The following is a 25,005-nucleotide window of genomic DNA, read 5'->3' as shown; positions in this document are numbered from 1 at the left end:
GGCATCATTTGCCGGCGTTTCCGTCCGGTACGAACACGTAGCCCACGCCCCAGACAGTCTGGATATACCGCGGCTTGGACGGGTCCGGTTCGATCATGCGGCGCAGGCGCGAGATCTGCACGTCGATGGAGCGCTCCAGCGCATCCCATTCGCGGCCACGGGCCAGGTTCATCAGCTTGTCGCGGGTCAGCGGCTCGCGTGCATGCATGACCAGCGCCTTGAGCACGGCGAACTCACCGGTGGTGAGCATGTGCACTTCGTCGCCACGCTTGAGTTCGCGGGTAGCCAGCGACAGCTCGTAATCGCCGAAGGTGACCGACTCGTCTTCACTGCCCGGCGCACCCGGCACGCTCGGGGCCTGGCGGCGCAGCACGGCCTTGACCCGGGCCATCAGCTCGTCCGGGTTGAACGGCTTGCCGAGGTAGTCGTCGGCGCCCAGTTCCAGGCCCTTGATGCGGCTGAGCTCGTCGCCCTTGGCGGTGAGCATGATGATCGGGATCTGGTTGTTCTGCTGGCGCAGGCGCTTGCATGCCGACAGGCCGTCTTCACCGGGCAACATCAGGTCGAGTACCACCAGGTTGAACACCTCGCGCTGCAGCAGGCGGTCCATCTGCTCGGTGTTGGGCACTGCGCGGGCACGGTAGCCCTTGCTGGCGAAAAAACGCTCCAGCAGGCTGCTCAGCCCCGGGTCGTCATCGACGATGAGAATCTTTTCACCTTCAGCGGTGTTTGGCGTGCCGGTCATGAATTACTCCTCTGGTATCGCCGCGCATTATGGCGTAGCCATTGCTGCACGTTGCGTGAGCATTGTTAGCAGATTTTTCCCCGGGCGCCAGTTCCGGCTGGCCGGGCGCCATCACCGCAAGGCGGTTGCGATGGGTATAATGCGCGGCTTTCATCCAGCGCCGCCGGGCGAAAGGCCCACAGGCGCCCTCCGTATTCATCAATGTCAGGTGGTTTACATGGACAGCATCAACAGCCGTATCGCCGAGGAACTGGGCGTACGCCCCCAGCAGGTCGAGGCGGCCGTGGGCCTGTTGGACGAAGGCTCGACCGTGCCCTTCATCGCCCGTTACCGCAAGGAAGTGACCGGTAGCCTGGACGATACCCAGCTGCGCCATCTGGAAGAGCGCCTGCGCTACCTGCGCGAACTCGACGAACGCCGCGCCAGCATCCTGGCCAGCATCGAGGAACAGGGCAAGCTGACCCCGGAACTGGCCCGCGAGATCAAGCTGGCCGACACCAAGACCCGCCTCGAAGACCTCTACCTGCCGTACAAGCAGAAGCGCCGCACCAAGGGCCAGATCGCCCTCGAAGCCGGCCTCGGCGAGCTGGCCGAGGGCCTGTTCAACAACCCTGACCTGGCCCCGGAAAGCGAAGCCGCACGGTTCGTCAACGCCGACAAAGGCGTGGCCGACGTCAAGGCGGCGCTGGAAGGCGCCAAGTACATCCTCATGGAGCGCTTCGCCGAAGACGCCGCGCTGCTCGACAAGCTGCGCAGCTTCCTCAAGCAGGAAGCCGTGCTCAGCGCCCGCGTGGTGCCCGGCAAGGAAGAGGAAGGCGCCAAGTTCCGCGATTACTTCGCCCATGACGAACTGCTGCGCAACGCGCCATCGCACCGTGCCCTGGCGATTTTCCGCGGGCGCAACGAGGGTGTGCTGAGCGCCTCGCTCAAGGTTGGCGAAGAACTGCCTGGCACCCTGCACCCCTGCGAGCTGATGATTGCCAACCACGTCGGCATCGACAACCGCAACCGCCCGGCCGACAAGTGGCTCGGCGAGGTGGTGCGCTGGACCTGGAAGGTCAAGCTGTACACCCATCTGGAAACCGACCTGTTCGGCGAACTGCGCGACAACGCCGAAGGCGAGGCGATCAATGTCTTCGCCCACAACCTGCACGACCTGCTGCTGGCCGCCCCGGCCGGCCCGCGCGCGACCCTGGGCTTCGACCCGGGCCTGCGCACCGGCTGCAAGATCGCCGTGGTCGATGCCACCGGCAAGCTGCTGGACCACACCACGGTCTACCCGCACGCGCCGAAGAACGACTGGGACCGCACCATTTCCATCATGGCCGCGCTGTGTGCCAAGCACTCGGTGGAGCTGATCGCGATCGGCAACGGCACCGCCAGCCGCGAGAGCGACAAGCTGGTGACCGAGCTGGTCAAGAAGTATCCAGCGCTGAAGATTACCAAGGTCATGGTTTCGGAAGCCGGTGCTTCGGTGTACTCCGCCTCGGAACTGGCTGCCCGCGAATTCCCGGACCTGGACGTGTCGATCCGTGGCGCTGTTTCCATCGCCCGCCGCCTGCAGGACCCGCTGGCCGAGCTGGTGAAGATCGACCCGAAATCCATCGGCGTCGGGCAGTACCAGCACGACGTCTCCCAGGTGAAGCTGGCGCGTGGCCTGGACGCCGTGGTCGAGGACTGCGTGAACGCCGTGGGGGTCGACGTCAACACCGCCTCGGTGGCGCTGCTGACCCGTATTTCCGGCCTCAACGCCACCCTGGCGCAGAACATCGTCGCCCACCGCGATGCCAACGGCCCGTTCGCGACCCGCGCGGCGCTGAAAAAAGTCAGCCGCCTGGGTGAGAAAACCTTCGAACAGGCCGCCGGCTTCCTCCGCGTGATGAACGGCGACAACCCGCTGGACGCCTCGGCAGTGCACCCTGAAGCCTACCCGCTGGTGCAGCGCATTGCCGCCGACACCGGCCGCGACATCCGTTCGCTGATCGGTGACAGCAGCTTCCTCAAGCGCCTGGACCCGAAGCAGTTCACCGATGAAACCTTCGGCCTGCCGACCGTCACCGACATCCTGCAGGAACTGGACAAGCCTGGCCGTGACCCGCGTCCGGAATTCAAGACCGCCACCTTCCAGGACGGCGTCGAAGACCTCAAGGACCTGGAGCCGGGCATGATCCTCGAGGGCGTGGTGACCAACGTCACCAACTTCGGCGCCTTCGTCGACATCGGTGTGCACCAGGACGGCCTGGTGCACATCTCGGCGCTGTCGGAGAAGTTCGTCAAGGACCCGCGTGAGGCGGTCAAGGCCGGCGACGTGGTCAAGGTCAAGGTCATGGAAGTGGACATCCCCCGCAAGCGTGTCGGCCTGTCCATGCGCATGAGTGACACTCCGGGCGAAAAGGTCGAAGGCAACCGCGGCGGCAACCGTGGCACCGGCGGCAACCGCCAGCAGCAGGCACCGCGCCAGCGCGAAACTGCCACTGCCGCCCCGGCCAACAATGCCATGGCCGCACTGTTCGCCAATGCCAAGCAGTTGAAGAAGAAGTGATGGACGTACCCGGCGAATACGTCGAAAGCGCCTTCAGCCAGCTACTCGGCTGCCGCCTGCAACACCTGGAGACAGGTGTCGCCGAGGTAGCCCTGGCGCTCGGGCCGCACTTGCGCAACCGTGGCCAGAAACTGCATGGCGGGGCGATCTTCAGCCTGGTGGATATCGCCATGGGCCTGGCTTGGCTCGGCCAGCCATGGCTTTGACCAGCAAAGCGTGACCATCGAGTGCAAGATCAACTACATGCGCGCCGTCAGTGACGGCGAGGTGCTGTGTACGGCTCGCGTGCTGCACGCCGGGCGGCGCACCCTGGTGGTCGACGCCGACGTAGTCCAGGGCGACAAACTGGTGGCGAAAGCGCAAGGAACCTTCGCGGTTCTCTAGCTCACCAACCGCCATGTGCGGTATTTTCGGCAACAGCCGGGGGCTGCGAAGCGGCCTCCGGAGTCGGCGTTGTGCAATGCCGGAACCGCATAAACCAGGCGACAACGCCAGTTCCTTTTCCCACTACCCTTGTAGACCGTCCGTTCTACCCCCATATTGGGGCGACTGACGCGTGAAGGAATACATCTTGAGCGACCTCCTCAACCGCCGCCTGAGCCTGCTCGGCGCCAATCTCCCCCTGCTCAAGCAGTGCCTGCACGGTATTGAGCGCGAATGCCTGCGTGTGACCGCCGAAGGTCGCCTGGCCCAGACGCCGCATCCGCAAGCCCTGGGATCGGCGCTGACCAACGAGCAGATCACCACCGATTATTCCGAGTCGCTGCTGGAGTTCATCACCCCGGCCCTGCCCGACCCGGCCAAGGTGCTCGAAAGCCTCGAGGAAACCCACCGTTTCGTCTACAGCAAGCTGGGCGACGAATACCTGTGGAGCCCCTCGATGCCGTGCACGCTGCCGGCCGAGGAAGACATCCCGATCGCCGAATACGGCAGCTCCAACATCGGCAAGCTCAAGCACGTCTACCGCAAGGGCCTGGCCCTGCGCTACGGCCGCACCATGCAGTGCATCGCCGGTATCCATTACAATTTCTCCTTGCCGGAGGCACTGTGGCCGCTGCTGCGCAGCGCCGAAGGCAGCAGCGAGAGCGACCGCGACTACCAGTCGTCGGCCTACATCGCGCTGATTCGCAATTTCCGCCGTTACAGCTGGCTGTTGATGTACCTGTTCGGCGCCTCGCCGGCCCTGGACAAAGGCTTCCTGCGTGGCCGCCCGCATCAGCTCGAAGAGCTCGACGCCGAAACCCTGTACCTGCCCTATGCCACCAGCCTGCGCATGAGCGACCTGGGCTACCAGAGCAACGCCCAGGCTGGCCTCACGCCGTGCTACAACAACCTGGCCAGCTACACCGACAGCCTGCGCAAGGCGGTGGGCACGCCCTACCCGCCCTACGTTGAAATCGGCACACACGTGGACGGCGAGTGGGTGCAACTGAACACCAACATCCTGCAGATTGAAAACGAGTACTACTCGAACATCCGCCCCAAGCGCGTCACCTACACCGGCGAGCGGCCAATCCAGGCCCTGACCTCGCGCGGCGTGCAGTATGTGGAAGTACGCTGCCTGGACATCAACCCGTTCCTGCCGGTGGGCATCGACCTGACCGAGGCGCGCTTCCTCGATGCGTTCCTGCTGTTCTGCGCGCTGGAAGACAGCCCGCAACTGGATAACGGCGAATGCGGCCAGTGCACCAGCAACTTCCTGACCGTGGTCAAGGAAGGCCGTCGCCCGGGCCTGGAACTGCGCCGCGATGGCCAGCCGATCGGCCTCAAGGACTGGGCTGGCGAGCTGATCGGGCGTATTCGCCAATTGGCCGACCTGCTCGACCAGGCGCATGGCGGTGCCGAACACGCCAAAGCCCTGGATGCGCAGCAGGCCAAGGTCGACGACGCCTCGCTGACGCCATCGGCCCAGGTGCTGGCGCGCATGACCGAGCATGACGAAAGCTTCGTCAAGTTCGCCCTGCGCCAAAGCCATATCCACGCCGAAACCTTCCGTGAGCAGCCGCTACCGGTCGAGCGCCAGCAAGCCTTCGAGACCCTCGCCCGCGAATCGCTCGCCGAGCAGTCGCGCCTGGAGCAGCAGGAGGTGGGCGATTTCGACCTGTTCGTCGGCGCCTACCAGGCCAGTATCCTGGCGATCAGCAACTGATGACCCGCACGGCCACCCCGCGCAAGCCCCGCGCCAGCAGCCAGGCCAGGATCGCGGCGATCCTGGCGGCGGCACGCGAGCTGCTGGCCGAACAGGGGGTGGCCGCTCTGTCGATCTACAGCGTGGCCGAGCGCGCGCAGATACCGCCATCGTCGGTGTACCACTTTTTCGCCAGCGTGCCGGCCTTGCTGGAAGCGTTGACCGCGGATGTGCACCGTGCCTTTCGCGAAGCCCTGAGCGCACCGATCGACAGCCGTGCATTCACCACCTGGCATGAGCTGTCCCGGCTGATCGAGCAGCGCATGCTGGATATCTACAACGAGGATGCAGCAGCACGGCAGCTGATTCTGGCTCAGCATGGGTTGAGCGAGGTGGTGCAGGCTGACCGGCAGCACGACATGGAGCTGGGCGACTTGATGCACAAGTTGTTCGACCAGCACTTCCATCTGCCGGTGATGCCGCTGGATGTGGATGTGTTCGCCCTGGCCATGGAGCTGAGCGACCGGGTGTATGCGCGCTCGGTGCAATTGCATGATGCAATCACCCCGCGCATGGCCGAGGAAGGCAAGCGGGTGTTCGAGGCGTATCTGGGGTTGTATCTGCCGCCATTTCTGGCCAGGCGTTCCAGCTGAGATCATTGGGGCCGCTGTGCGGCCCTTCGCGGGCACGCCCGCTCCCACAGGGTCCGCGCAAAAACTGAAACCTGCGCAGGACCTGTGGGAGCGGGCGTGCCCGCGAAGGGCTGCCAAGCAGCCCCATGGCCGACACCCATCACAGCTTGGCGATGGACACTTCAGTCGATTTCACGAAGGCAATCACTTCACTGCCCACCTGCAGCTCCAGCTCACGCACGGAGCGGGTAGTGATGACCGAGGTGACGATGCCCGAGGCTGTCTGCACGTCGATTTCCGACAGGACCGGGCCTTCGAGGATCTCCTTGACGGTGCCTTTGAACTGATTGCGGACGTTGATGGCTTTGATGGTCATGATTTCATTCCTTCTCTAGGGACTTTCGGGGGTTCAGTGCGCCCAACGCAATTGCGTGGGCAAAGGGGCGACAGGATCCGGCTCGGGCGCAGCGCCCGGGGCCGACAGAACACGGTTGAGCACTTCGCTCTCCAGCGCGGCCAGGCGGTGCGAACCACGCGCCCGGGGCCGTGCCAGGTCGACGGTGAGATCGAGCCCGACCTCACCGTCCTCGATCAGGATCACCCGGTCAGCCACGGCAACCGCCTCGCTGACGTCGTGGGTGACCAGCAGCACGGTGAAGCCGTGCTGGCGCCACAAGCGTTCGATCAGTTGCTGCATCTCGATCCGGGTCAGTGCATCCAGTGCGCCGAGCGGCTCGTCCAGCAGCAGCAGGCGCGGCTGGTGGATCAACGCCCGGGCCAGGGCCACGCGCTGCTTCTGGCCACCGGAGAGCGCTGCCGGCCATTCGTTGCCACGGTCGGCCAGGCCAACCGCCTCCAGGGCTTCCAGCGCACGCGGGCGCCAGTCGCCGGACAGGCCCAGGCCGACGTTGTCGATTACCTTCTTCCACGGCAGCAGGCGCGCATCCTGGAACATCAGGCGGGTTTCTTCGCGGGCCTCTTCCAAGGGTGCGGCGCCAGCCAGCAGCTGGCCTGCCGTAGGCTGGTCGAGGCCGGCCAGCAGGCGCAGCAAGGTGCTCTTGCCGCAGCCACTGCGGCCGACGATGGCGACGAACTGGCCAGCCGGGATATGCAGCTCGATGCCCTTGAGCACTTCGCGCCGGCCGAAGGTCTTGCGCAGGCCGCTGGCAGCCAGCGGGATACCACGCAACAGGCGTGGCGGCTGTTCCTTGAGCACAGTCATGCGCCCTCCTTCTTCGCCACTTGATAGGCCGGGTGCCAGCGCAGCCACACGCGCTCCAGGCCCCGCGCAGCAAGGTCGGCAAGCTTGCCGAGCACGGCGTACAGGACGATGGCCAGTACCACCACGTCGGTCTGCAGGAATTCGCGGGCGTTCATTGCCAGGTAGCCGATGCCAGCGTTGGCCGAGATGGTTTCGGCAACGATCAGGGTCAGCCACATGAAGCCCAGGGCAAAACGCACGCCGACCAGGATCGATGGCAGGGCACCCGGCAGGATCACCTGGCGGAACAGGCTGAAGCCGGACAGGCCATAGCTGCGCGCCATCTCCACCAGCGCCGGGTCGACATTGCGGATGCCGTGGTAGGTGTTCAGGTAGATCGGGAACAGCGTGCCCAGCGCGACCAGGAACACCTTCGCCGACTCGTCGATACCGAACCACAGGATCACCAGCGGGATCAGCGCCAGGTGCGGCACGTTGCGGATCATCTGCACCGAACTGTCGAGCACGCGTTCGCCCCAGTTCGACAAGCCGGTGATGAAGCCCAGCACCAGGCCGATGCTGCCACCAATGACGAAGCCCAGCCCGGCGCGCCAGCCACTGATCGCCAGGTGGGTCCAGATCTCGCCACTGCGCACCAGTTCGACGCCGGCACTGACCACGGCGCTGGGCGCCGGCAGGATGCGCGTCGACAGCCAGCCGGCGCTGACCGCCAGCTGCCAGGCAGCCAGCAGCAGGACCGGCAGCGCCCACGGCGCCAGGCGCTGGCCAAGGCTATTGGAAGTTGCACGACTCATGGCCAGGCCCTCAACTTTGCGCAACGGACTTGGGCAGGATGTCGTTGGCCACCATCTCGCCGAACGGGCTCACGTAGCCGCCGGCCTTGGCTTGCTCCGGGCGCTGCACGTCCAGGTGCGGGAACAGCAGCTCAGCCACCCGGTACGACTCTTCCAGGTGCGGGTAGCCGGAGAAGATGAAGGTGTCGATGCCCAGCGCGGCGTATTCCTTGACCCGCGCCGCAACGGTCGGGCCGTCCCCGACCAGCGCGGTACCGGCACCGCCACGCACCAGGCCGACGCCAGCCCACAGGTTGGGGCTGACTTCCAGCTTGTCGCGGCTGCCGTTGTGCAACGCCGCCATGCGCTGCTGGCCGACCGAGTCGAAGCGCGCCAGCGAGGCCTGGGCACGGGCGATGGTGTCGTCATCCAGGTGCGAAATCAGCTTGTCGGCGGCGGCCCAGGCTTCTTCGTTGGTTTCCCGCACGATCACGTGCAGGCGGATGCCAAAGCGCACTTCGCGGCCCTGGGCAGCAGCTTTTTCTCGGACCTGGGCGATTTTTTCCGCGACCGCGCTCGGCGGCTCGCCCCAGGTCAGGTACAGCTCCACCTGCTCGGCAGCCAGGTCCTGGGCTGCTTCGGAGGAGCCGCCGAAATACAGGGGCGGGCGTGGTTGCTGGATCGGCGGGTACAACAGCTTGGCGCCCTTCACCTGGATATGCTTGCCGTCGTAGTCGACCACCTCGCCTTCCAGCACTTTGCGCCAGATACGGGTGAACTCCACAGACGCTTCATAGCGTTCCTGGTGGTTCAGGTGCAGGCCGTCGCCGGCCAGTTCGTCCGGGTCACCACCGGTCACCAGGTTGAACAGCGCGCGGCCATTGGACAGCCGGTCGAGGGTGGCCGCCTGCCGTGCCGCGACGGTGGGCGAAATGATGCCGGGGCGCAGGGCAACCAGGAATTTCAGCCGCTGGGTCACCGGGATCAGCGACGCTGCGACCAGCCAGGAGTCCTCGCAGGAACGCCCGGTAGGGATCAGCACGCCACCAAAACCGAGGCGGTCGGCCGCCTGGGCGATCTGCTGCAGGTAGCCGTGATCGACAGCGCGGGCGCCATCCGAGGTGCCCAGGTACTTACCGTCACCGTGCGTGGGCAGAAACCAGAAAATGTTCAGGCTCATTGGAGTTGTCTCCTCAAGGGGGCTCGGCCAGGGCAAGGCCCCGGCGCGGCAAGTCAATCAAGGCGCACTGGCGACCTTGGCCGGGGGTGTCCAGATCACGTCCTTGATGCTCAGCGGCTTGGGAATCAGCTTCAGTGCCTGGAACGTGTCGGCGATCTTCTGTTGCGCGGCCACCACTTCCGGGGTGAGCGCTGCGGCGCCATAGCCCTGGCGCTTGACCGAGGTCAGGGTGATGTCGGCGGGCAAGCCGAGCAGCGGTGCGACTTGCTCGGTCACCTGCTGCGGGTTGGCCTGGGACCACTGGCCCACCGCACGGACTTCTTCGATCAGGGTGTTGATCACCGCCGGGTGCTGGGTCGCATAGTTGCGGGTAGCGAGGTAGAACTGGTGGTTGTCGACCAGCCCTTTGCCATCACGCAGGGTACGTGCCTGCAGCTGTTGTTCGGCAGCCGCCTGGTAGGGGTCCCAGATCACCCAGGCATCGACACTGCCGCGCTCGAAGGCGGCGCGGGCGTCGGCCGGTGGCAGGTACACGGGCTGGATGTCGCTGTACTTGAGGCCGGCATCTTCCAGCGCGCGAACCAGCAGGTAGTGCACGTTGGAGCCCTTGTTGAAGGCGACTTTCTTGCCCTTGAGGTCCTTGACCGACTGTACCGGCGAACCCTTCGGCACCAGGATCGCCTCGCTGTGCGGCGCTGGCGGCTCATAGGCGACGTACAGCAGGTCGGCACCGGCGGCCTGGGCGAACACCGGCGGTGTTTCGCCGGTGACGCCGAAATCGATGGAGCCGACATTCAACCCTTCAAGCAGCTGCGGGCCGCCGGGGAATTCGGTCCACTGCACCTGCACGCCCTGCTCGGCCAGGCGCTTCTCCAGCGTACCTTTGGCCTTGAGCAGCACCAGGGTGCCGTATTTCTGATAACCGATACGCAGGCTCTCGGCCTGGGCTTGGGTAATGGCGCCGAAGGACACAGCCGCCGCAAACAGGGCGACCAGACCGCGACGCAAGAAGACTGTGCGCATGGCGCTCTCCTGTGCGATGGGGTTCGGGTTGCACCTGCTTGCCTCGTTGTCGGGCGAGTAAGGTGGTAAAGCAATAAAGGCCGGTCAGATGCTCCAGCGAGCGCTGATCAGGCGTTCTTCCAGCACGCCGGGGGCCACGGGGCGCGGCCGGCGGGCCAGGGCGACGTGGAAGGTCTCCAGCGAATCCTGCAGGCGTTCTTCCAGCGCCGGTACCAGCTGCGCGGGTTTGCTGCCGTCTGCGTAGGCAACCTGGCTGTCGTCGGCGAAGATCCCTTGCAGGGTCTCCTGCGCCTTGAGTGCCGACAGCACGGGTTTCAGTGCGTAATCCACCGCCAGCATGTGGGCGATACTGCCGCCGGTGGCGATTGGCAACACGATCTTGTGGGCCAGGGCCCGTTCAGGCAGCAGGTCGAGCAAGGTTTTCAGGGCGCCGGCAAAAGAGGCCTTGTACACCGGGGTGGCAACGATCAGGCCATCGGCCTGGGCTACCAGTTGCTGGAAATGCTGCACCTGCGGGCTGTCGAAACGGGCATGCAGCAGGTCTTCGGCGGGGAAGTCGCGTACCTGGAACGTCACCACTTCGACACCACGGTCCTGCAGCCACTGGCGCGAACGCTCCAGCAGCACGCCGGAGCGTGAACGGGTACTGGGGCTACCACCGATTGAGACAACCAACATTGCAGCGTTTCCTTGTCTGGGTTGGGAGTGACATTACCAGTGCAGTCATATATCTAGAAATCATATTTTTTCATTTGTTTATTCCATTCTGTTTTTCATCTGGAAGGCCCGCGAAAAGGCCAATGCGATTTCCACAGGCATAAAAAAGGGCCGTCAAAACGGCCCGAATATCCCTGCTATGGCTAAGAGCAATGCAACGAGGAATTCTTTAGCGATTGGGCTGTGGGGTCAGACGCAAGTAAGGCTTGACCGCCCGGTAACCTTTGGGGAAGCGCTGCCTGATTTCCTCTTCGTCCTTCAGCGAAGGCACGATCACCACGTCGTCACCGTCCTGCCAGTTAGCAGGCGTGGCCACCTTGTGGTTGTCAGTCAGCTGCAGCGAGTCGATCACCCGCAGGATTTCGTTGAAGTTGCGCCCGGTACTGGCCGGGTAGGTGATGGTCAGGCGCACCTTCTTGTTCGGGTCGATGACGAACAGCGAGCGCACGGTCAGGGTGTCGCTGGCATTCGGATGGATCAGGTCGTACAGGTCGGACACCTTGCGGTCGGCGTCGGCGATGATCGGGAAGTTGACCACGGTGTTCTGGGTCTCGTTGATGTCCTCGATCCAGCGCTGGTGCGAGTCGACCGGGTCGACCGACAGGGCGATGCCCTTGACCCCGCGCTTGGCGAATTCGTCCTTGAGCTTGGCAGTCAGGCCCAGCTCGGTGGTGCACACCGGGGTGAAGTCGGCCGGGTGGGAGAACAACACGCCCCAGCTATTGCCCAGCCATTCGTGGAAGCGGATCTTGCCTGCGCTGGAATCCTGTTCGAAATCGGGGGCGATATCACCGAGTTTGAGGCTCATGGGCTGCGGCTCCTGTGCTGTGTTCTGTAGGGCATGGAGTGAATGTGCCTGTACTCGGAGAGAAATAAAAAGAATAAATAACGATTTATTTATAACCCCAAGGAATTATCGACGACAGGCATAAAAAAAGCCTCGCACTAGGCGAGGCTTTCTTTGTGACTACGGCTTACAGGAAGCTGTAAGTGTAGTTCACGATGAAGCGAGCCTGATCCTGGTCGGCGCTGCTCTCGCCGGACCCACGGTAGACGCCTTGGCGCAGGCTGAAGCCCAGGCCTTTGAAGGTGCCTTCCTGAAGGGTGTAGTCGATGCGCGCATCGCGCTCCCATTCGTTGTAGGTGCCGTTGCCCGACTTGTTGCGGATATCGTCACCGCGCAGGTACGCAACCGATGCCTTCAGGCCTGGTACACCCAGGGCCGCGAAGTCATAGGAGTACTGACCGAAGGTGGTGTTTTCGCCAGCGCGGGCGAACGAGTTGATCATGCTGTCGGTGAACAGGTAGAAGCTGGAACCTGCAGCGCCTTCGGAGGTGCCGCTGTCGTTGCTCAGGCTGCCCTGGTTCAACCATACGAAGCCGCCGTCGTCACTCACCTGCTGGTGGCCGACCATCAGCGCGTGGCCACCCAGGGTATAGGTGAACATGGCCGACCAGGTCTTGTTGTCGATCTCGCCGGTGTTCTTGGCGTAGCCACCGTTGTTGTTGAAGTTGTAAGCGCTGTCGTTGCCATTCTTGCCGTCGCTGCTGCTGTCGAAGTAGCGCAGGTCGGTCTTGAACGACTGGTCGTCAGCGATCTTGAACACGTGGGTGGCGCCCAGGAAGTGCTGCTTGTAGAAGTCTTCCAGGTTCGAGTAGTAGTACTGCAGGGTCAGGTCTGGAGTGAGCTTGTAGTCCAGGCCACCGTAGCGGAACTTGTTGCTCTCGGCATTGGAACCGGCAACAGACAGGCCGGTACGGTTGCTCGAAGCACGGCCCATGGCGTGGGTCAGCTGACCGGCGTTGATGGTCAGGTTGTCGATTTCCTTCGACTGGATGGTGCCACCCTCGAAGGTTTGTGGCAGCAGACGACCATCGTTGGAAACCAGGATCGGCAGGTTCGGTGCGAGCGCGCTACCGAAATGCGCTTCGGTCTTGGAGAAGCGCGCCTTGGCATTGGCACCGAAACGGGCCCACTGGGCAGCGGAACCTTTGCCGTCATCCGGGAAGAAGCCAGACTTGTGGTAGCCCTCGCCGCCATCCAGGTGAATACCCCACAGCGCCTGCGCATCAACACCAAAGCCTACGGTGCCTTGGGTAAAGCCCGAGATGTAGTCGAGCTTGAAGCCTTGGCCCGACTCACGCTGGTCCGGACGCTCAGCAGTGCCGGTAGCGTGGGCTTCACGGTTGTCGTTGTTGAAGTACATGGTGCGCGAGCTGAGCGACAGTTTGCTGTCTTCAACGAAACCGGCAGCGCCTGCTTGCTGGGCGAGAACCCCCAATGCCACGGCCAGGGCCAGGCTGGACTTGTACATATTTTGCTCCTCTACGTTCTAATTCTTGTGTATCTCTGGCGGCAGGATCTGTTGCCCCGCTCACCGTGGATTGGCGATTTAGTCCCAAAGCGTGACCATTAAGTCAATCGTTTCTAAACGTTTCGCGACTTTGGTCTAAGACGCCCCCTGCGCTACAGGATAATGACAATCCTATAAATCCAAAATGACCGTTTTATGAATTGGTAAGATTTTTCTGGAATATGTTAGGAACTGTTACAGCCATTCGTAGTAACCACAGGCTCGTTCATAACCTATGGTTATTTGCAAACGTTTTCTCATAACCTAATTCCACATCGTTCTATCAGGACGGGAAAGCCTAGCAGCCCTCTCGCATTTCGCCATTGCGTGAAATCACCCTTGCTGACGTGCCCTGTGTAGGAGCGGCCTTGCGTCGCGATGGGGTGCGAAGCAGCCCCCAGAATCTCAGCTGGCACCGACAGATTGCGAGGGCCGCCTTGCGGCCCATCGCGACGCAAGGCCGCTCCTACACGCATCGCGTAGCGACAGACGGCGGATTCAGACAATTGCTCCTAAGCTAATGCAAAAAAGTTATTTATTTTAGTTTTCTTAGATCATTTAGCCTTTTCGCCATCCATCACACCGATTGCTGACGAGAGGTTCACCATGATCCCGCACGCTCCGCTGCGCCTGTTCGCCGCCCTGACCCTCGCCAGCGCCAGCTGGCTGGCACAGGCTGCCGACCTGACCGTGGCCTACCAGACCACCGTCGACCCCGCCAAAGTCGCACAGGTCGACGGCTCCTACGAAAAGGCCAGCAAGGCCAGCATCGACTGGCGCAAGTTCGATAATGGCGCCGACGTGATCACGGCCGTGGCCAGCGGCGACGTGCAAATCGGCTACCTGGGCTCAAGCCCGCTGGCCGCCGCCGCGACCCGCAAGCTGCCGGTCGAGACCTTCCTCATCGCCACGCAGATTGGCGCCGGTGAGGCACTGGTCGCTCGCGATGGCATCAATACATCGCAAGACCTGGTCGGCAAGAAAGTTGCCGTGCCGTTCGTCTCCACCGGCCACTACAGCCTGCTGGCAGCGCTGAAAAGCTGGAACATCGACCCGTCCAAAGTGCAGATCCTCAACCTCGCACCGCCAGCAATCATTGCTGCCTGGAAGCGTGGCGACATCGACGCTACCTATGTATGGGACCCGGCCCTTGGCGTGGCCAAGGAGAACGGCAAGGTGCTGATTACCTCGGGCGAGCTGGCCGCAAAAGGCGCGCCGACCTTCGACGCGTGGATCGTGCGCAAGGACTTCGCCGCCAAGCACCCGGACGTGGTCAAGGCCTTCGCCAAGGTGACCCTCGACGCCTACGCCGACTACCGCAAGGACCCGAAAGCCTGGCTGGCCAACCCCGACAACGTCGCCAAGCTGGCCAAGCTGTCCGGTGCCAAGCCTACCGATATCCCGGTACTGCTGCAGGGCAACGTCTACCCGCTGGCAGCCGACCAGGCCAGTGCGCTGGGCGCGCCGACCACCCAGGCGCTGACCGACACGGCCACCTTCCTCAAGCAGCAAGGCAAGGTCGACGCGGTACTGCCGGACTACGCGCCCTACGTCAGTGCCCAATACCTGCCCAACTAAGCCTGTAGAAACCGACCGGAGCCTGCCATGGCCTTGCTCGAGCTGGAGCGCATCAGCGCACAGTACCCCGGCGCCGCTACCCCGGTGCTGGCCGACATCAACCTGAGCCTGGGGCCGCGCCAATTGCTGGTGGCCCTGGGGCCTTCCGGCAGCGGCAAGACCTCGCTGCTCAACCTGATCGCCGGCTTCGTCGCCCCCAGCGGCGGGCGCATCACGCTGGACGGCGTGCCCGTCCAGGGCCCCGGAGCCGAGCGCGGCGTGGTGTTCCAGGACGATGCCCTGCTGCCCTGGCAGAACGTGCTGGCCAATGTCGCCTTCGGCCTGGAGCTGGCCGGCATGCCCCGCGCCGAGCGCGAAGCCAAGGCTCGCGAAATGCTGGCCCTGGTCGACCTCGACGGTTTTGCCGAGCGACGTATCTGGCAATTGTCCGGCGGCCAGAAGCAGCGCGTGGGCCTGGCTCGGGCGCTGGCAGCCGACCCTCGGGTACTGCTGATGGACGAGCCGTTCGGCGCGCTCGATGCCTTCACCCGCGAGCAGATGCAGGAGCTGTTGCTGCAGGTGTGGCAACGCACGGCCAAGCCGGTGTTCCTGATTACCCATGACATCGAAGAGGCGGTGTTCCTGGCCAGCGAGCTGGTGCTGCTGGCACCCAACCCAGGTCGCGTAGTGGAACGCCTGCAACTGGACTTCGGCCAGCGCCATGCGGCCGGCGAACCGGCCCGGGCGATCAAGTCCGACCCGGCCTTCATCGAAACCCGCGAGCATGTGCTGGCGCGGGTTTTCTCGCAACGGCAAAGCCTGCAGGAGCGCGCATGAGCAGCCTGGACCTGCCGGTTACCGGCAAACACAACACCCAACCCCGGCCAGTCGCGAGGCTGCGCGCCCCCCTGGCCACCCGCTGGATCAGCACGCTGACCCTGGCCGCCCTGCTGCTGGCCTGGTGGCTGGTGACCGCAGCCGGCTGGATCGAGCCGCTGTTCCTGCCCTCGCCGGCCGATATCGTGGCCAAGGCCTGGACCTTGCTGACCCAGGGCTACATGGATGCCAGCCTGTGGCAGCACCTGAGTGCCAGCCTGGGACGCATCGGCGTAGCCCTGCTGGCCGCCACCCTTACTGCCATTCCGGTGGGCATCGCCATCGGCTACAACCGCGTAGCGCGTGGCATTCTCGACCCGTTGATCGAGTTCTACCGGCCGATCCCACCGCTGGCCTACCTGCCACTGATCGTCATCTGGTGCGGCATCGGCGAGCTGTCGAAGGTGCTGCTGATCTACCTGGCGATCTTCGCGCCCATCGCCATTGCCACAGCCACCGGCGTGCGCACGGTCGACCCGGCCAAGCTGCGTGCGGCGCAATCATTGGGCGCTACCAGGGCCCAGCTGATCCGCCATGTGATCCTGCCCAGCGCCTTGCCCGACATCCTCACCGGCCTGCGTATCGGCCTGGGGGTTGGCTGGTCGACCCTGGTGGCCGCCGAGCTGATCGCGGCTACCAGCGGCCTGGGCTTCATGGTGCAGTCGGCGGCGCAGTTCCTGGTAACCGATGTGGTGGTGCTGGGCATCCTGCTTATCGCCCTGATCGCCTTCGCCCTGGAGATGGGCCTGCGCGCCCTGCAACGCAAACTGGTGCCGTGGCACGGGCAAAGCCACTGAACCCTGTTGACCACGCCAGCAGCCTGGCGCCTGATTGAAGAGACCGACATGAGCCTGACCATCACCCCACTCAGCCCGGCGCTCGGCGCCCAGATCAGCGGCGTGGACCTCAGCCGCGACATCAGCACCGAACAGCGCGACGCCATCGAACAGGCGTTGCTGCAGCACCAGGTGCTGTTCTTCCGCGACCAACCGATAACCCCACAACAGCAGGCACGCTTTGCTGCCCGCTTCGGCGACCTGCATATCCACCCGATCTACCCCAACGTGCCGGAAACCCCGCAGGTGCTGATCCTAGATACGGCGGTCACCGATGTGCGCGACAATGCCGTGTGGCACACCGATGTGACCTTCCTGCCGACCCCGGCACTGGGTGCGGTACTCAGCGCCAAGCAGCTGCCGGCCTACGGTGGCGATACCCTGTGGGCCAGCGGGATCGCGGCCTTCGAAGCGTTGTCGGCGCCCCTGCGCGAGATGCTCGACGGGCTCACTGCCACCCACGACTTCACCAAGTCGTTCCCGCTGGAGCGCTTTGGTACCACGCCAGAGGACCTGGCGCGCTGGGAAGCCACGCGGCGCAACAACCCGCCTTTGTCGCACCCGGTGGTGCGTACGCATCCGGTAAGCGGGCGCAAGGCGTTGTTCGTCAATGAAGGCTTCACCACACGTATCAATGAACTGAGCGAGCTGGAAAGCGAAGCGCTGCTGAAGCTGCTGTTCGCCCATGCCACGCGGCCGGAGTTCAGTATCCGCTGGCGCTGGCAGGAGCATGATGTGGCGTTCTGGGACAACCGCGTGACCCAGCATTTTGCCGTGGATGATTACCGGCCGAACCGGCGGGTCATGCATCGGGCGACCATTCTGGGGGATGCGCCCTTCTGACAGGGCCCTGGGGAGGCCTTCGGCCTCCTTTCGCGACACAAGGCCGCTCCTACACGGGAACGCGATTTGCTGCAGGAGCGGCCTTGTGTCGCGATGGGCCGCAAAGCGGCCCCCAGCGGGTTACCTGACCAGGTGCAGGAACTGCATGTGCCGTTCGTACTGGTCGAGGATGTCGTTGATGATCTGCTCCCGGCTATAGCCCACCAGGTCATAGTTCTGGCTGCCTTCGCTCAGGTGCACCTCTGCCCGGTAGTAACGACGGTTCTTCAACTCCTGCGTGCCCAGCCCACCGAGGGCGAACGATGGCGTGAAGTAGCCACGCATCTGCACCTGGTAGATGAACGGCTGTTCTTCGCCATGGCCAATCTTCAGGCTGACGTTGTCATGGCTCGGGTCGTCCTGGGTAATCAGCACCAGGCCCTTCTGCTCGAACACCTCGCGCACATCGGCAATTGCCGGGCGCACCACGTCGTCCATGAAGCGGTACACCTCGTCGCGCGACGGGAAATGCACCGCCTGGCTCAGGCGCTGACGCCAGCCGCCGCGCCCGCGACGAGACTGCGCGAACGGGGCCAGCGAATGCATCTGCGCGATCTGCCGTTGCGACTCCAGGTAGAACGCCTTGTGCAGCCCCCACATCATGCACAGCAAGATCAGCGAGAACGGCAGCGAGGTCAGCACCACCGCCGACTTCAGCGAATCGATGCTGCCGGCGAACAGCAGCGCGCTGGTGATCAGCGCCGTCATCGCGCCCCAGAAGATACGCAGCCAATTCGGCCCGTCCTCGTCGGCATCACCCCCGGTTGCCGACAAGGTCGACAGCACCACGGTGCCCGAGTCGGCAGAAGTGACGAAGAACACGAAGCTGATGAACACCGTCACGGCGATCACCGTCTTGCTCCAGGGGTAGGTTTCCAGCAACAGGTACAGGCTCATCGCCGGGTTATCCAGCGCCGACTGGCCCAGCGCGGTCATGCCGTGGTTGATGACCTGGTCCAGGGCGCTGTTGCCGAAGATCGACATCCACGCCAGGGTGAAGCCCAGCGGAATCAGCAGTACGCCGAAGACAAACTCGCGAATGGTGCGGCCGCGCGAGATCCGGGCAATGAACAGCCCCACGAACGGTGCCCAGGCAATCCACCAGGCCCAGTAGAACACTGTCCAGCCGCCCAGCCAGCCGCTGTTCTCGCCGTAGGCATACACATCGAAGCTCTTGCGCGGCAGGGCCCCGAGATAATCGCCAAGGTTCTGGATCAAGGTGTTGAACAGGTGCTGGGTAGGCCCCGCGAACAGCACGAACAGCAACAACGCGCAGGCCAGGAACAGGTTGATGTCGCTCATCACCCGCACACCCTTCTCCACCCCGGCGACGGCCACGGCGACCGCCGCGCCCATCATCAGGACGATCAGCAGCACTTGCACCCACTGGCTATGGCTGATGCCGAACAGGTAATCGAGGCCGGCATTCAGGTGCAGCACGCCAAAGCCCATGTCGGCACCCAGGCCGAACACCGTGGCAATGATGCCAAAGCCGTCCACCGCGTAGCCGATCGGCCCGTTGATGCGCTTGCCGATCAGCGGGTACAGCGCCGACCGCAACGCCAGCGGCAGGTTGTGCCGGTAGGCGAAGTAGGCCAGGGCCATGCCGACGAAGGCGAACACGCCCCAGCCGTGCAGGCCCCAGTGCAGGAACAGGATCTGCATCGCCTGGCGCCCGGCCTCGGCCGTGCCCGCCTCACCCTGCGGCGGCTGCAGCATGTGCGTCAGCGGCTCGGAAACGCAGAAGAAGAACAGGGTGATGCTGATACCAGCGGCGAACAGCATGCCAGCCCACGACAGGTAGCTGAACTCGGGTTCGTCGTGGTCGGCACCTAGCTTGATCTTGCCGTAGCCGGACAAGGCGGTGACCACCACAAAGACCAGGTACAGCGTCATCGCCAGCATGTAGTACCAGCCGACCGTGTTGGCCGCCCAGTTCTGCGCCGCCAGCAACCAGTCGCCGGCACTGCGCGGGTTGGCAATGACCACGAGGCCGAAGAGCAGGATGAAACTCGCCGCGAAATAGAACACTGGGGGGTTCATGCGGATCTTGCCAGTGGCAAGGGATGGGATCGGTGCACTCATGGGCGGCGCACCTCGTCGAATGACGTAAGGTTCGGAATGAACGGGTTCAGCAAAGGAATCCTCCTGTTGAACACCGGCAGCGGACCAGCGTTTTTCATTGAACAAGCGTTCAAGTTAAACATGGATCGGATGTCAATGCGAATCAGGGCGCTGGTTGGTGCCCTCCTGCACTGACCTCTTCGCGGGCTTGCCCGCTCCCACAGGTAATGCACAAGATTCAATACTTGTGCGGTCCCTGTGAGAGCGGGCAAGCCCGCGAAGAGGCACAGGTAATGCACAAAATTCAATATTTGTGCGGTCCCTGTGGGAGCGGGCAAGCCCGCGAAGAGGCCAGTGCAGGCTAAACAGATGCTGGATCAAGTCTTGTCCTGGCAATCCAGCTGCAGGTTGGCCTGGGTAATGTTGCTGTCGGCCGGCACGCTACGGGTCAGCCACACATTGCCGCCGATGGTCGAGCCTTTGCCGATGGTGATCCGCCCCAGGACCGTGGCGCCGGCATAGATGACCACATCGTCTTCGACGATCGGGTGACGCGGCAGGCCTTTGTGCAGGGTGCCCGACTCATCGCTGGGGAAGCGCTTGGCCCCCAGGGTCACGGCCTGGTAGATGCGCACGCGCTCACCGATGATCGCGGTTTCGCCGATCACCACACCGGTACCATGGTCGATGAAGAAACTTGGGCCGATCTGTGCCCCGGGGTGGATGTCGATGCCCGTGGCCGAATGCGCCAGCTCCGAGCTGATCCGCGCCAGCAGCGGCAAGCCGGCCTGGTACAGGTGGTGCGCCAGGCGGTGGTGGATGATCGCCAGGATGCCGGGGTAGCACAGCAGCACTTCATCGACGCTGCGCGCCGCCGGGTCACCGTGGTAGGCGGCCAGCACGTCGGTATCGAGCAGCACGCGCAGGCCCGGCAGGGCGGCGGCAAAGCCCTGGACCAGGCGCAGCGCATGGGCGTCGACGCCGGCCAGTTCGGCCTTGTTTTGCCGCGCGGCGTAGCGCAGTTCCAGGCGTGCCTGGGCCAGCAAGGCGGTCAGCGCGGCATCCAGGGTATGGCCTACGTAGAAGTCTTCACTTTCTTCGCGCAGGTCGACCGGGCCAAGGCGCATGGGGAACAGCGCGCCGCACAGTTGCTCGAGAATCTGCCGCATCGCCTCGCGCGAAGGCAACTCACGCCCGCCTTGCTCGCCACTGCTGCGGCCATTGCGCGTACGCCATTGTTCACGGGCGCCGCGCAGACCGGCGACGATGCTCTGCAACTGCCAGTGCCCGGATGAAGGTTGTTCGCTCACGGTTTTCTCCTGCCTGAGTAGGCCAGACTCATTTTTTATTGGCAGACCCGCGAAAGGGCCAGGCCTGCAGACATGCAATCCACTCTACGGCAAATCCATCCCTTGGAAAAAACAACGCTTTATTCCATCCTGCACTAAGTCGGGCATAAGCAGCGATGACGGAGAGCAGATACTCGCCTACCCTCAATGCAGCCAGCACTGACCAAAACACGAAAGGGAATAATAAAATAATTTTTTATTATTTCCTGGCCTAAACGGCCAACCCTATAGTCGCCACCCACCACTCACAACAAGCGCGGGGCTTCCACATGTCGAAATTCGCCAAACCGCTACTCAACGCCAGCCTGGCCCTCCTGCTGGGTGCCGGCCTGCTCAGCCAGGCCTTTGCCGGCGAACAGCTGAAGACCATCCAGGAAAAAGGCGTGATCAACGTCGGCCTGGAAGGCACCTACCCACCGTTCAGCTTCCAGGACGAGAACGGCAAGCTGACCGGCTTCGAAGTCGAGCTGTCCGAACTGCTGGCCAAGGAACTCGGGGTCAAGGCCAAGGTGCAGCCGACCAAGTGGGACGGCATCCTCGCCGCACTGGAGTCCAAGCGCCTGGACGTGGTGATCAACCAGGTGACCATTTCCGAAGAGCGCAAGAAGAAGTACGACTTCTCCGAGCCCTACACCATCTCCGGGATCCAGGCGCTGATCCTGAAGAAGAAGGCCGAGCAGCTGAACATCCACAAGGCCGCCGACCTGGCCGGCAAGAAGGTTGGCGTGGGCCTGGGCACCAACTACGAGCAGTGGGTGAAACAGGATGTGCCGCAAGCCGATGTGCGCACCTATGAAGACGACCCGAGCAAGTTTGCCGACCTGCGCAACGGCCGTATCGATGCCATCCTGATCGACCGCCTGGCCGCGCTGGAATATGCGCAGAAAGCCAAGGACACCCAGCTGGCCGGCGATGCCTTCTCGCGCCTGGAAAGCGGCGTGGCCCTGCGCAAGGGCGAGCCGGAACTGCTGGCCGCGATCAACAAGGCACTGGATAAGCTCAAGGCTGACGGCACGCTGGCCAAGCTGTCCGAGAAATACTTCGGTGCCGATGTCACCAAATGATCGCTGAAAGCCTGCAACTCGTTGTCGATTCTGCGCCCTTCCTGCTGAAGGGCGCGGGTTATACCGTGCTGCTCAGCGTTGGCGGCATGTTCTTCGGCCTGCTGCTGGGGTTTGCCCTGGCGCTGATGCGGCTGTCGAAGATCCTGCCGCTGAACTGGCTGGCCCGGGTCTATGTGTCGTTCTTCCGCGGCACACCGCTGCTGGTGCAGCTGTTCGTGATCTATTTCGGCATGCCGCAGATCGGCATCGAGCTGGACCCGATCCCGGCCTCGCTGATCGGCCTGTCGCTGAACATGGCCGCCTACATCTGCGAAATCCTCCGCGCGGCGATCTCCTCGATCGACCGTGGCCAGTGGGAAGCCGCCGCCAGCATCGGCATGACCCGTGTCCAGGCCATGCGCCGGGCCATCCTCCCACAAGCCTTGCGCACCGCCCTGCCACCGTTGGGCAACAGCTTCATCTCGCTGGTCAAGGACACCGCCCTGGCGGCGACCATCCAGGTGCCCGAGCTGTTCCGCCAGGCCCAGCTGATTACCGCGCGCACCTTCGAGGTGTTCACCATGTACGTGGCGGTCGCGGTCATCTACTGGGTGCTGTGCAGCATCCTCGCGCACTTCCAGAACCGCATGGAAGCCCGCGTCAACCAGCATGACCAGGAGCATTGAGCATGATTGAAGTCAAAGGCCTGACCAAGCGGTTCAAGGGCCAGACCGTGCTCAACGGTATCGACCTGACCGTGCAGCCGGGCGAAGTGGTGGCGATCATCGGCCCCAGCGGCTCTGGCAAAACCACCTTCCTACGCTGCCTGAACCTGCTGGAAACCCCCGATGCCGGGCAGATCCAGATCGGTGGCATCAGCATCGACGCCAACCGCCCGTTGGGTGGCCAGCAAAGCGCGATCCGCCGCCTGCGCCAGCAGGCCGGGTTCGTCTTCCAGAACTTCAACCTGTTCCCGCACCGCACCGCCCTGGAGAACGTCATCGAGGGCCCGGTGATCGTCAAGAAGACGCCTCGCGAGCAGGCCATCGAGCTGGGCCGGCGCCTGTTGGCCAAGGTCGGCCTGGCGGGCAAGGAAGATGCCTACCCGCGGCGCCTGTCCGGTGGCCAGCAGCAACGGGTGGCCATCGCCCGGGCCCTGGCCATGGAACCAGAGGTGATCCTGTTCGACGAACCGACCTCGGCCCTCGACCCGGAGCTGGTGGGCGAAGTGCTGGCGACCATCCGCGGCCTGGCCGAGGAGCGACGCACCATGATCATCGTCACCCACGAGATGAGCTTTGCCCGGGACGTGGCGAACCGGGTGATCTTCTTCGACAAGGGGGTGATCGTGGAACAAGGCGAGGCCAAGGCGCTGTTCGCGGCACCGAAGGAAGAACGTACCCGGCAATTCCTGCGCAAGTTCCTCGGGACAGCGGCTTCCGAGTAAGCCTTAGCCGGCCTCTTCGCGGGCGCGCCTGCGAAGAGGCCGGTACATCCGCAACAAATCCCTCCTTCTATACATATTCCAAAGAGTTAGTTCATAAAGTTTTTATAAAGCATTAGGGTATATCCACCGGACCACCGGACCAGCACACATCCGTCGCGACCCGCTACAGCGACATAACCAATTTGTGAGGTCAGGAATGGTCAGGATCACAATCACCCCAGTGCGCAACGCCAGGGCATTGAGTGCAGCCGAGGAGCGGCACTGATGTCCAGCCAAGCCAATACCCGATTCCACAGCGATCTCGACAGCTCGCCAGTGCTGCTGCCAGCCAAGGTGCTGCGCAACGACGCCGAAGCCTTGCAAGCGGCGCGCGAGCTGGCCGAGGTCGCGCGCGAGCAGGCCGCCCGCCGCGACCAGCAACGCAAACTGCCATGGGCCGAGATCGAGCTGTTCACCCGCAGCGGCCTGGGCAGCATCAGCGTCCCCAAAGCCTTTGGCGGCCCCGAAGTGTCATTCGAGACCATCGCCGAAGTGTTCCGCCTGATCAGCGCTGCCGACCCGGCCCTGGGGCAGATCCCGCAGAACCAGTTTGGCATCCTGCAACTGCTGCGCCTGACCGGCACCGAAGCGCAACAGGCAGCGATCTACCGCAGCGTGCTCGACGGCTGGCGCATCGGCAATGCCGGGCCTGAGCGCGGCACCAAAGATACCCTCACGCTCAAGGCCAGGCTCACCCGGGCCGGCGACGGCTATCGCATCAGCGGCGAGAAGTTCTATTCCACGGGTGCGCTGTTCGCCCATTGGGTGGCGGTCAAGGCGCTGGACGACGAAGGCCGCCAGCGCCTGGCGTTCGTCCGCCGTGGCAGCCCCGGGCTGCGCATCGTCGATGACTGGTCCGGGTTCGGCCAGCGCACCACCGCCAGCGGCACCGTGCTGCTCGACCAGGTGCCGGTGGAGGCCGAGCTGGTGATCGACAACTGGCGCCAGCGCGACATTCCCAATACCCAGGGTGCAGCTTCGCAGCTGATTCAAGCGGCCATCGATGCCGGTATTGCCGAAGCGGCGATCGAGGATGCAATCACATTCGTCCGCGAGAAGTCGCGCCCATGGGTCGATGCCAATGTCGAGCGCGCCAGTGACGATCCGTATGTGATTGCCGACGTCGGCCGCCTGAAGCTCGAGCTGCATGCCGCCGAAGCGTTGCTGCGCAAGGCTGCGCGGGTCCTCGACGAAGTCAATGCCGCGCCGATCGACGCCGCAAGCGCGGCGCGGGCCTCGATCGCGGTGGCCGAGGCCAAGGTGCTGACCACCGAAATCGCCCTGCAGGCCAGCGAGAAGCTGTTCGAGCTGGCCGGCAGCCGCGCCACCCTTGCCGAGTTCAACCTCGACCGCCACTGGCGCAACGCCCGGGTGCACACCCTGCATGACCCGGTGCGCTGGAAGTACCACGCGGTGGGCGCTTACCACCTCAACGGCACGCTGCCTGCGCGGCATTCCTGGATCTGATTTGCTGCCTTTGGGGCTGCTGCGCAGCCCTTCGCGGGCTCGCCCGCTCCCACAGGACTCCCACCGCCTGGACGGGTATCACTTTAACCCGTGGGAGCGGGCGAGCCCGCGAAGGGCCGCACAGCGGCC

21 protein-coding genes and 2 pseudogenes are annotated in these 25,005 nt (G+C 63.8%); 12 read left to right on the top strand and 11 right to left on the bottom strand.

Going from position 1 to position 25,005, the window contains the following annotated elements:
- Positions 1-4: 4 nt before the first annotated feature.
- Positions 5-745 carry a two-component system response regulator OmpR gene (gene ompR, locus ACJA3S_RS01200; RefSeq protein ID WP_170027818.1) on the bottom strand — a complete coding sequence of 247 codons (741 nt, stop codon included), beginning with the start codon at positions 743-745 and terminating at the stop codon, positions 5-7.
- Between the two features lie 217 nt (positions 746-962).
- Between ompR and ACJA3S_RS01195 the strand changes: the two genes are divergently transcribed.
- From ACJA3S_RS01195 to ACJA3S_RS01180, 4 genes and pseudogenes are all read left to right on the top strand, one after another.
- Positions 963-3,287, top strand: a complete 2,325-nt coding sequence (locus ACJA3S_RS01195) for a Tex family protein (RefSeq protein WP_406820611.1) — start codon at positions 963-965, stop codon at positions 3,285-3,287.
- Positions 3,287-3,671, top strand: a pseudogene (locus ACJA3S_RS01190) (PaaI family thioesterase). The gene ACJA3S_RS01195 and the pseudogene ACJA3S_RS01190 overlap by 1 nt, the downstream one beginning before the upstream one ends.
- A gap of 187 nt (positions 3,672-3,858) precedes the next feature.
- Positions 3,859-5,436 (top strand): glutamate--cysteine ligase, encoded by a 1,578-nt coding sequence (gene gshA, locus ACJA3S_RS01185; RefSeq protein WP_406820610.1) that lies wholly within the window; start codon positions 3,859-3,861, stop codon positions 5,434-5,436.
- Entirely contained in the window at positions 5,436-6,068 is a 633-nt protein-coding gene (locus ACJA3S_RS01180; RefSeq protein ID WP_406820609.1) for a TetR/AcrR family transcriptional regulator, read from the top strand. Before gshA ends, ACJA3S_RS01180 begins: the two co-directional genes overlap by 1 nt.
- Positions 6,069-6,207: 139 nt before the next feature.
- On the opposite strand, the gene ACJA3S_RS01175 is transcribed toward ACJA3S_RS01180, so the two are convergent.
- The 8 genes and pseudogenes from ACJA3S_RS01175 to ACJA3S_RS01140 form a co-directional block, all read right to left on the bottom strand.
- Positions 6,208-6,423, bottom strand: a complete 216-nt coding sequence (locus ACJA3S_RS01175; RefSeq protein ID WP_003255829.1) for a molybdopterin-binding protein — start codon at positions 6,421-6,423, stop codon at positions 6,208-6,210.
- 33 nt (positions 6,424-6,456) lie between these two features.
- Positions 6,457-7,294: pseudogene (gene ssuB / locus ACJA3S_RS01170) on the bottom strand (aliphatic sulfonates ABC transporter ATP-binding protein).
- On the bottom strand, positions 7,266-8,063 hold the full coding sequence (gene ssuC / locus ACJA3S_RS01165) for an aliphatic sulfonate ABC transporter permease SsuC (protein WP_406820608.1): 798 nt from the start codon (positions 8,061-8,063) through the stop codon (positions 7,266-7,268). Before ssuC ends, ssuB begins: the two are co-directional and overlap by 29 nt.
- 10 nt (positions 8,064-8,073) lie before the next feature.
- The gene (gene ssuD, locus ACJA3S_RS01160; protein ID WP_170027810.1) at positions 8,074-9,222 is read right to left on the bottom strand and encodes an FMNH2-dependent alkanesulfonate monooxygenase; all 1,149 of its coding nucleotides are present in this window, start codon (positions 9,220-9,222) and stop codon (positions 8,074-8,076) included.
- A 57-nt stretch (positions 9,223-9,279) separates the two neighbouring features.
- Positions 9,280-10,245, bottom strand: coding sequence for a sulfonate ABC transporter substrate-binding protein (locus tag ACJA3S_RS01155; protein WP_406820607.1), 966 nt, complete (start codon positions 10,243-10,245; stop codon positions 9,280-9,282).
- 84 nt (positions 10,246-10,329) lie between these two features.
- Entirely contained in the window at positions 10,330-10,923 is a 594-nt protein-coding gene (gene ssuE / locus ACJA3S_RS01150; protein ID WP_406820606.1) for an NADPH-dependent FMN reductase, read from the bottom strand.
- 208 nt (positions 10,924-11,131) lie between these two features.
- Entirely contained in the window at positions 11,132-11,770 is a 639-nt protein-coding gene (locus ACJA3S_RS01145; protein ID WP_406820605.1) for a peroxiredoxin, read from the bottom strand.
- Between the two features lie 166 nt (positions 11,771-11,936).
- Positions 11,937-13,277: an OprD family porin gene (locus ACJA3S_RS01140; protein WP_406820604.1), complete on the bottom strand. Its 1,341-nt coding sequence runs from the start codon at positions 13,275-13,277 to the stop codon at positions 11,937-11,939.
- A 645-nt stretch (positions 13,278-13,922) separates the two neighbouring features.
- Between ACJA3S_RS01140 and tauA the strand changes: the two genes are divergently transcribed.
- From tauA to tauD, 4 genes are read left to right on the top strand one after another with little or no spacing between them, the layout of a single operon-like run.
- Positions 13,923-14,894, top strand: a complete 972-nt coding sequence (tauA, locus tag ACJA3S_RS01135; protein ID WP_406820603.1) for a taurine ABC transporter substrate-binding protein — start codon at positions 13,923-13,925, stop codon at positions 14,892-14,894.
- Between the two features lie 27 nt (positions 14,895-14,921).
- Complete coding sequence (gene tauB, locus ACJA3S_RS01130) at positions 14,922-15,710, top strand: taurine ABC transporter ATP-binding subunit (RefSeq protein ID WP_406820602.1); 789 nt, start codon at positions 14,922-14,924, stop codon at positions 15,708-15,710.
- Entirely contained in the window at positions 15,707-16,546 is an 840-nt protein-coding gene (gene tauC, locus ACJA3S_RS01125) for a taurine ABC transporter permease TauC (RefSeq protein ID WP_406820601.1), read from the top strand. The genes tauB and tauC overlap by 4 nt, the downstream gene beginning before the upstream one ends.
- A gap of 48 nt (positions 16,547-16,594) precedes the next feature.
- Positions 16,595-17,428, top strand: coding sequence for a taurine dioxygenase (gene tauD / locus ACJA3S_RS01120; RefSeq protein WP_406820600.1), 834 nt, complete (start codon positions 16,595-16,597; stop codon positions 17,426-17,428).
- Between the two features lie 120 nt (positions 17,429-17,548).
- Here tauD and betT read toward each other — a convergent pair whose 3' ends face one another.
- Both betT and epsC read right to left on the bottom strand, forming a co-directional pair.
- On the bottom strand, positions 17,549-19,510 hold the full coding sequence (gene betT / locus ACJA3S_RS01115) for a choline transporter BetT (protein ID WP_200627327.1): 1,962 nt from the start codon (positions 19,508-19,510) through the stop codon (positions 17,549-17,551).
- Positions 19,511-19,908: 398 nt separating this feature from the next.
- Positions 19,909-20,841, bottom strand: coding sequence for a serine O-acetyltransferase EpsC (epsC, locus tag ACJA3S_RS01110; RefSeq protein ID WP_406820599.1), 933 nt, complete (start codon positions 20,839-20,841; stop codon positions 19,909-19,911).
- 308 nt (positions 20,842-21,149) lie between these two features.
- Between epsC and tcyJ the strand changes: the two genes are divergently transcribed.
- The 4 genes from tcyJ (at position 21,150) to ACJA3S_RS01090 (ending at position 24,876) form a co-directional block, all read left to right on the top strand.
- Positions 21,150-21,944, top strand: coding sequence for a cystine ABC transporter substrate-binding protein (gene tcyJ / locus ACJA3S_RS01105; RefSeq protein ID WP_186687664.1), 795 nt, complete (start codon positions 21,150-21,152; stop codon positions 21,942-21,944).
- The gene (gene tcyL / locus ACJA3S_RS01100; RefSeq protein WP_025337317.1) at positions 21,941-22,609 is read left to right on the top strand and encodes a cystine ABC transporter permease; all 669 of its coding nucleotides are present in this window, start codon (positions 21,941-21,943) and stop codon (positions 22,607-22,609) included. Before tcyJ ends, tcyL begins: the two co-directional genes overlap by 4 nt.
- A gap of 2 nt (positions 22,610-22,611) precedes the next feature.
- Positions 22,612-23,370: an L-cystine ABC transporter ATP-binding protein TcyN gene (tcyN, locus tag ACJA3S_RS01095; protein WP_406820598.1), complete on the top strand. Its 759-nt coding sequence runs from the start codon at positions 22,612-22,614 to the stop codon at positions 23,368-23,370.
- Positions 23,371-23,634: 264 nt separating this feature from the next.
- Positions 23,635-24,876: an SfnB family sulfur acquisition oxidoreductase gene (locus ACJA3S_RS01090; protein ID WP_406820597.1), complete on the top strand. Its 1,242-nt coding sequence runs from the start codon at positions 23,635-23,637 to the stop codon at positions 24,874-24,876.
- Positions 24,877-25,005: the final 129 nt, after the last annotated feature.

Source organism: Pseudomonas sp. KnCO4, from assembly GCF_045344305.1.
GTDB lineage: Bacteria > Pseudomonadota > Gammaproteobacteria > Pseudomonadales > Pseudomonadaceae > Aquipseudomonas > Aquipseudomonas anuradhapurensis.
Note: the sequence above shows the minus strand (reverse complement) of the source record. Positions and strands in the feature narration are given on the sequence as shown.

Bases quoted from the DNA above. Each gene is read 5' to 3' on its own strand.
- ompR (WP_170027818.1), bottom strand. From the start codon at position 745: ATGACCGGCACGCCAAACACCGCTGAAGGTGAAAAGATTCTCATCGTC.
- ACJA3S_RS01195 (WP_406820611.1), top strand. From the start codon at position 963: ATGGACAGCATCAACAGCCGTATCGCCGAGGAACTGGGCGTACGCCCC.
- ACJA3S_RS01180 (WP_406820609.1), top strand. From the start codon at position 5,436: ATGACCCGCACGGCCACCCCGCGCAAGCCCCGCGCCAGCAGCCAGGCC.
- ACJA3S_RS01175 (WP_003255829.1), bottom strand. From the start codon at position 6,423: ATGACCATCAAAGCCATCAACGTCCGCAATCAGTTCAAAGGCACCGTC.
- ssuC (WP_406820608.1), bottom strand. From the start codon at position 8,063: ATGAGTCGTGCAACTTCCAATAGCCTTGGCCAGCGCCTGGCGCCGTGG.
- ssuD (WP_170027810.1), bottom strand. From the start codon at position 9,222: ATGAGCCTGAACATTTTCTGGTTTCTGCCCACGCACGGTGACGGTAAG.
- ACJA3S_RS01155 (WP_406820607.1), bottom strand. From the start codon at position 10,245: ATGCGCACAGTCTTCTTGCGTCGCGGTCTGGTCGCCCTGTTTGCGGCG.
- ssuE (WP_406820606.1), bottom strand. From the start codon at position 10,923: ATGTTGGTTGTCTCAATCGGTGGTAGCCCCAGTACCCGTTCACGCTCC.
- ACJA3S_RS01145 (WP_406820605.1), bottom strand. From the start codon at position 11,770: ATGAGCCTCAAACTCGGTGATATCGCCCCCGATTTCGAACAGGATTCC.
- ACJA3S_RS01140 (WP_406820604.1), bottom strand. From the start codon at position 13,277: ATGTACAAGTCCAGCCTGGCCCTGGCCGTGGCATTGGGGGTTCTCGCC.
- tauA (WP_406820603.1), top strand. From the start codon at position 13,923: ATGATCCCGCACGCTCCGCTGCGCCTGTTCGCCGCCCTGACCCTCGCC.
- tauB (WP_406820602.1), top strand. From the start codon at position 14,922: ATGGCCTTGCTCGAGCTGGAGCGCATCAGCGCACAGTACCCCGGCGCC.
- tauC (WP_406820601.1), top strand. From the start codon at position 15,707: ATGAGCAGCCTGGACCTGCCGGTTACCGGCAAACACAACACCCAACCC.
- tauD (WP_406820600.1), top strand. From the start codon at position 16,595: ATGAGCCTGACCATCACCCCACTCAGCCCGGCGCTCGGCGCCCAGATC.
- betT (WP_200627327.1), bottom strand. From the start codon at position 19,510: ATGAACCCCCCAGTGTTCTATTTCGCGGCGAGTTTCATCCTGCTCTTC.
- tcyJ (WP_186687664.1), top strand. From the start codon at position 21,150: ATGTCGAAATTCGCCAAACCGCTACTCAACGCCAGCCTGGCCCTCCTG.
- tcyL (WP_025337317.1), top strand. From the start codon at position 21,941: ATGATCGCTGAAAGCCTGCAACTCGTTGTCGATTCTGCGCCCTTCCTG.
- tcyN (WP_406820598.1), top strand. From the start codon at position 22,612: ATGATTGAAGTCAAAGGCCTGACCAAGCGGTTCAAGGGCCAGACCGTG.
- ACJA3S_RS01090 (WP_406820597.1), top strand. From the start codon at position 23,635: ATGTCCAGCCAAGCCAATACCCGATTCCACAGCGATCTCGACAGCTCG.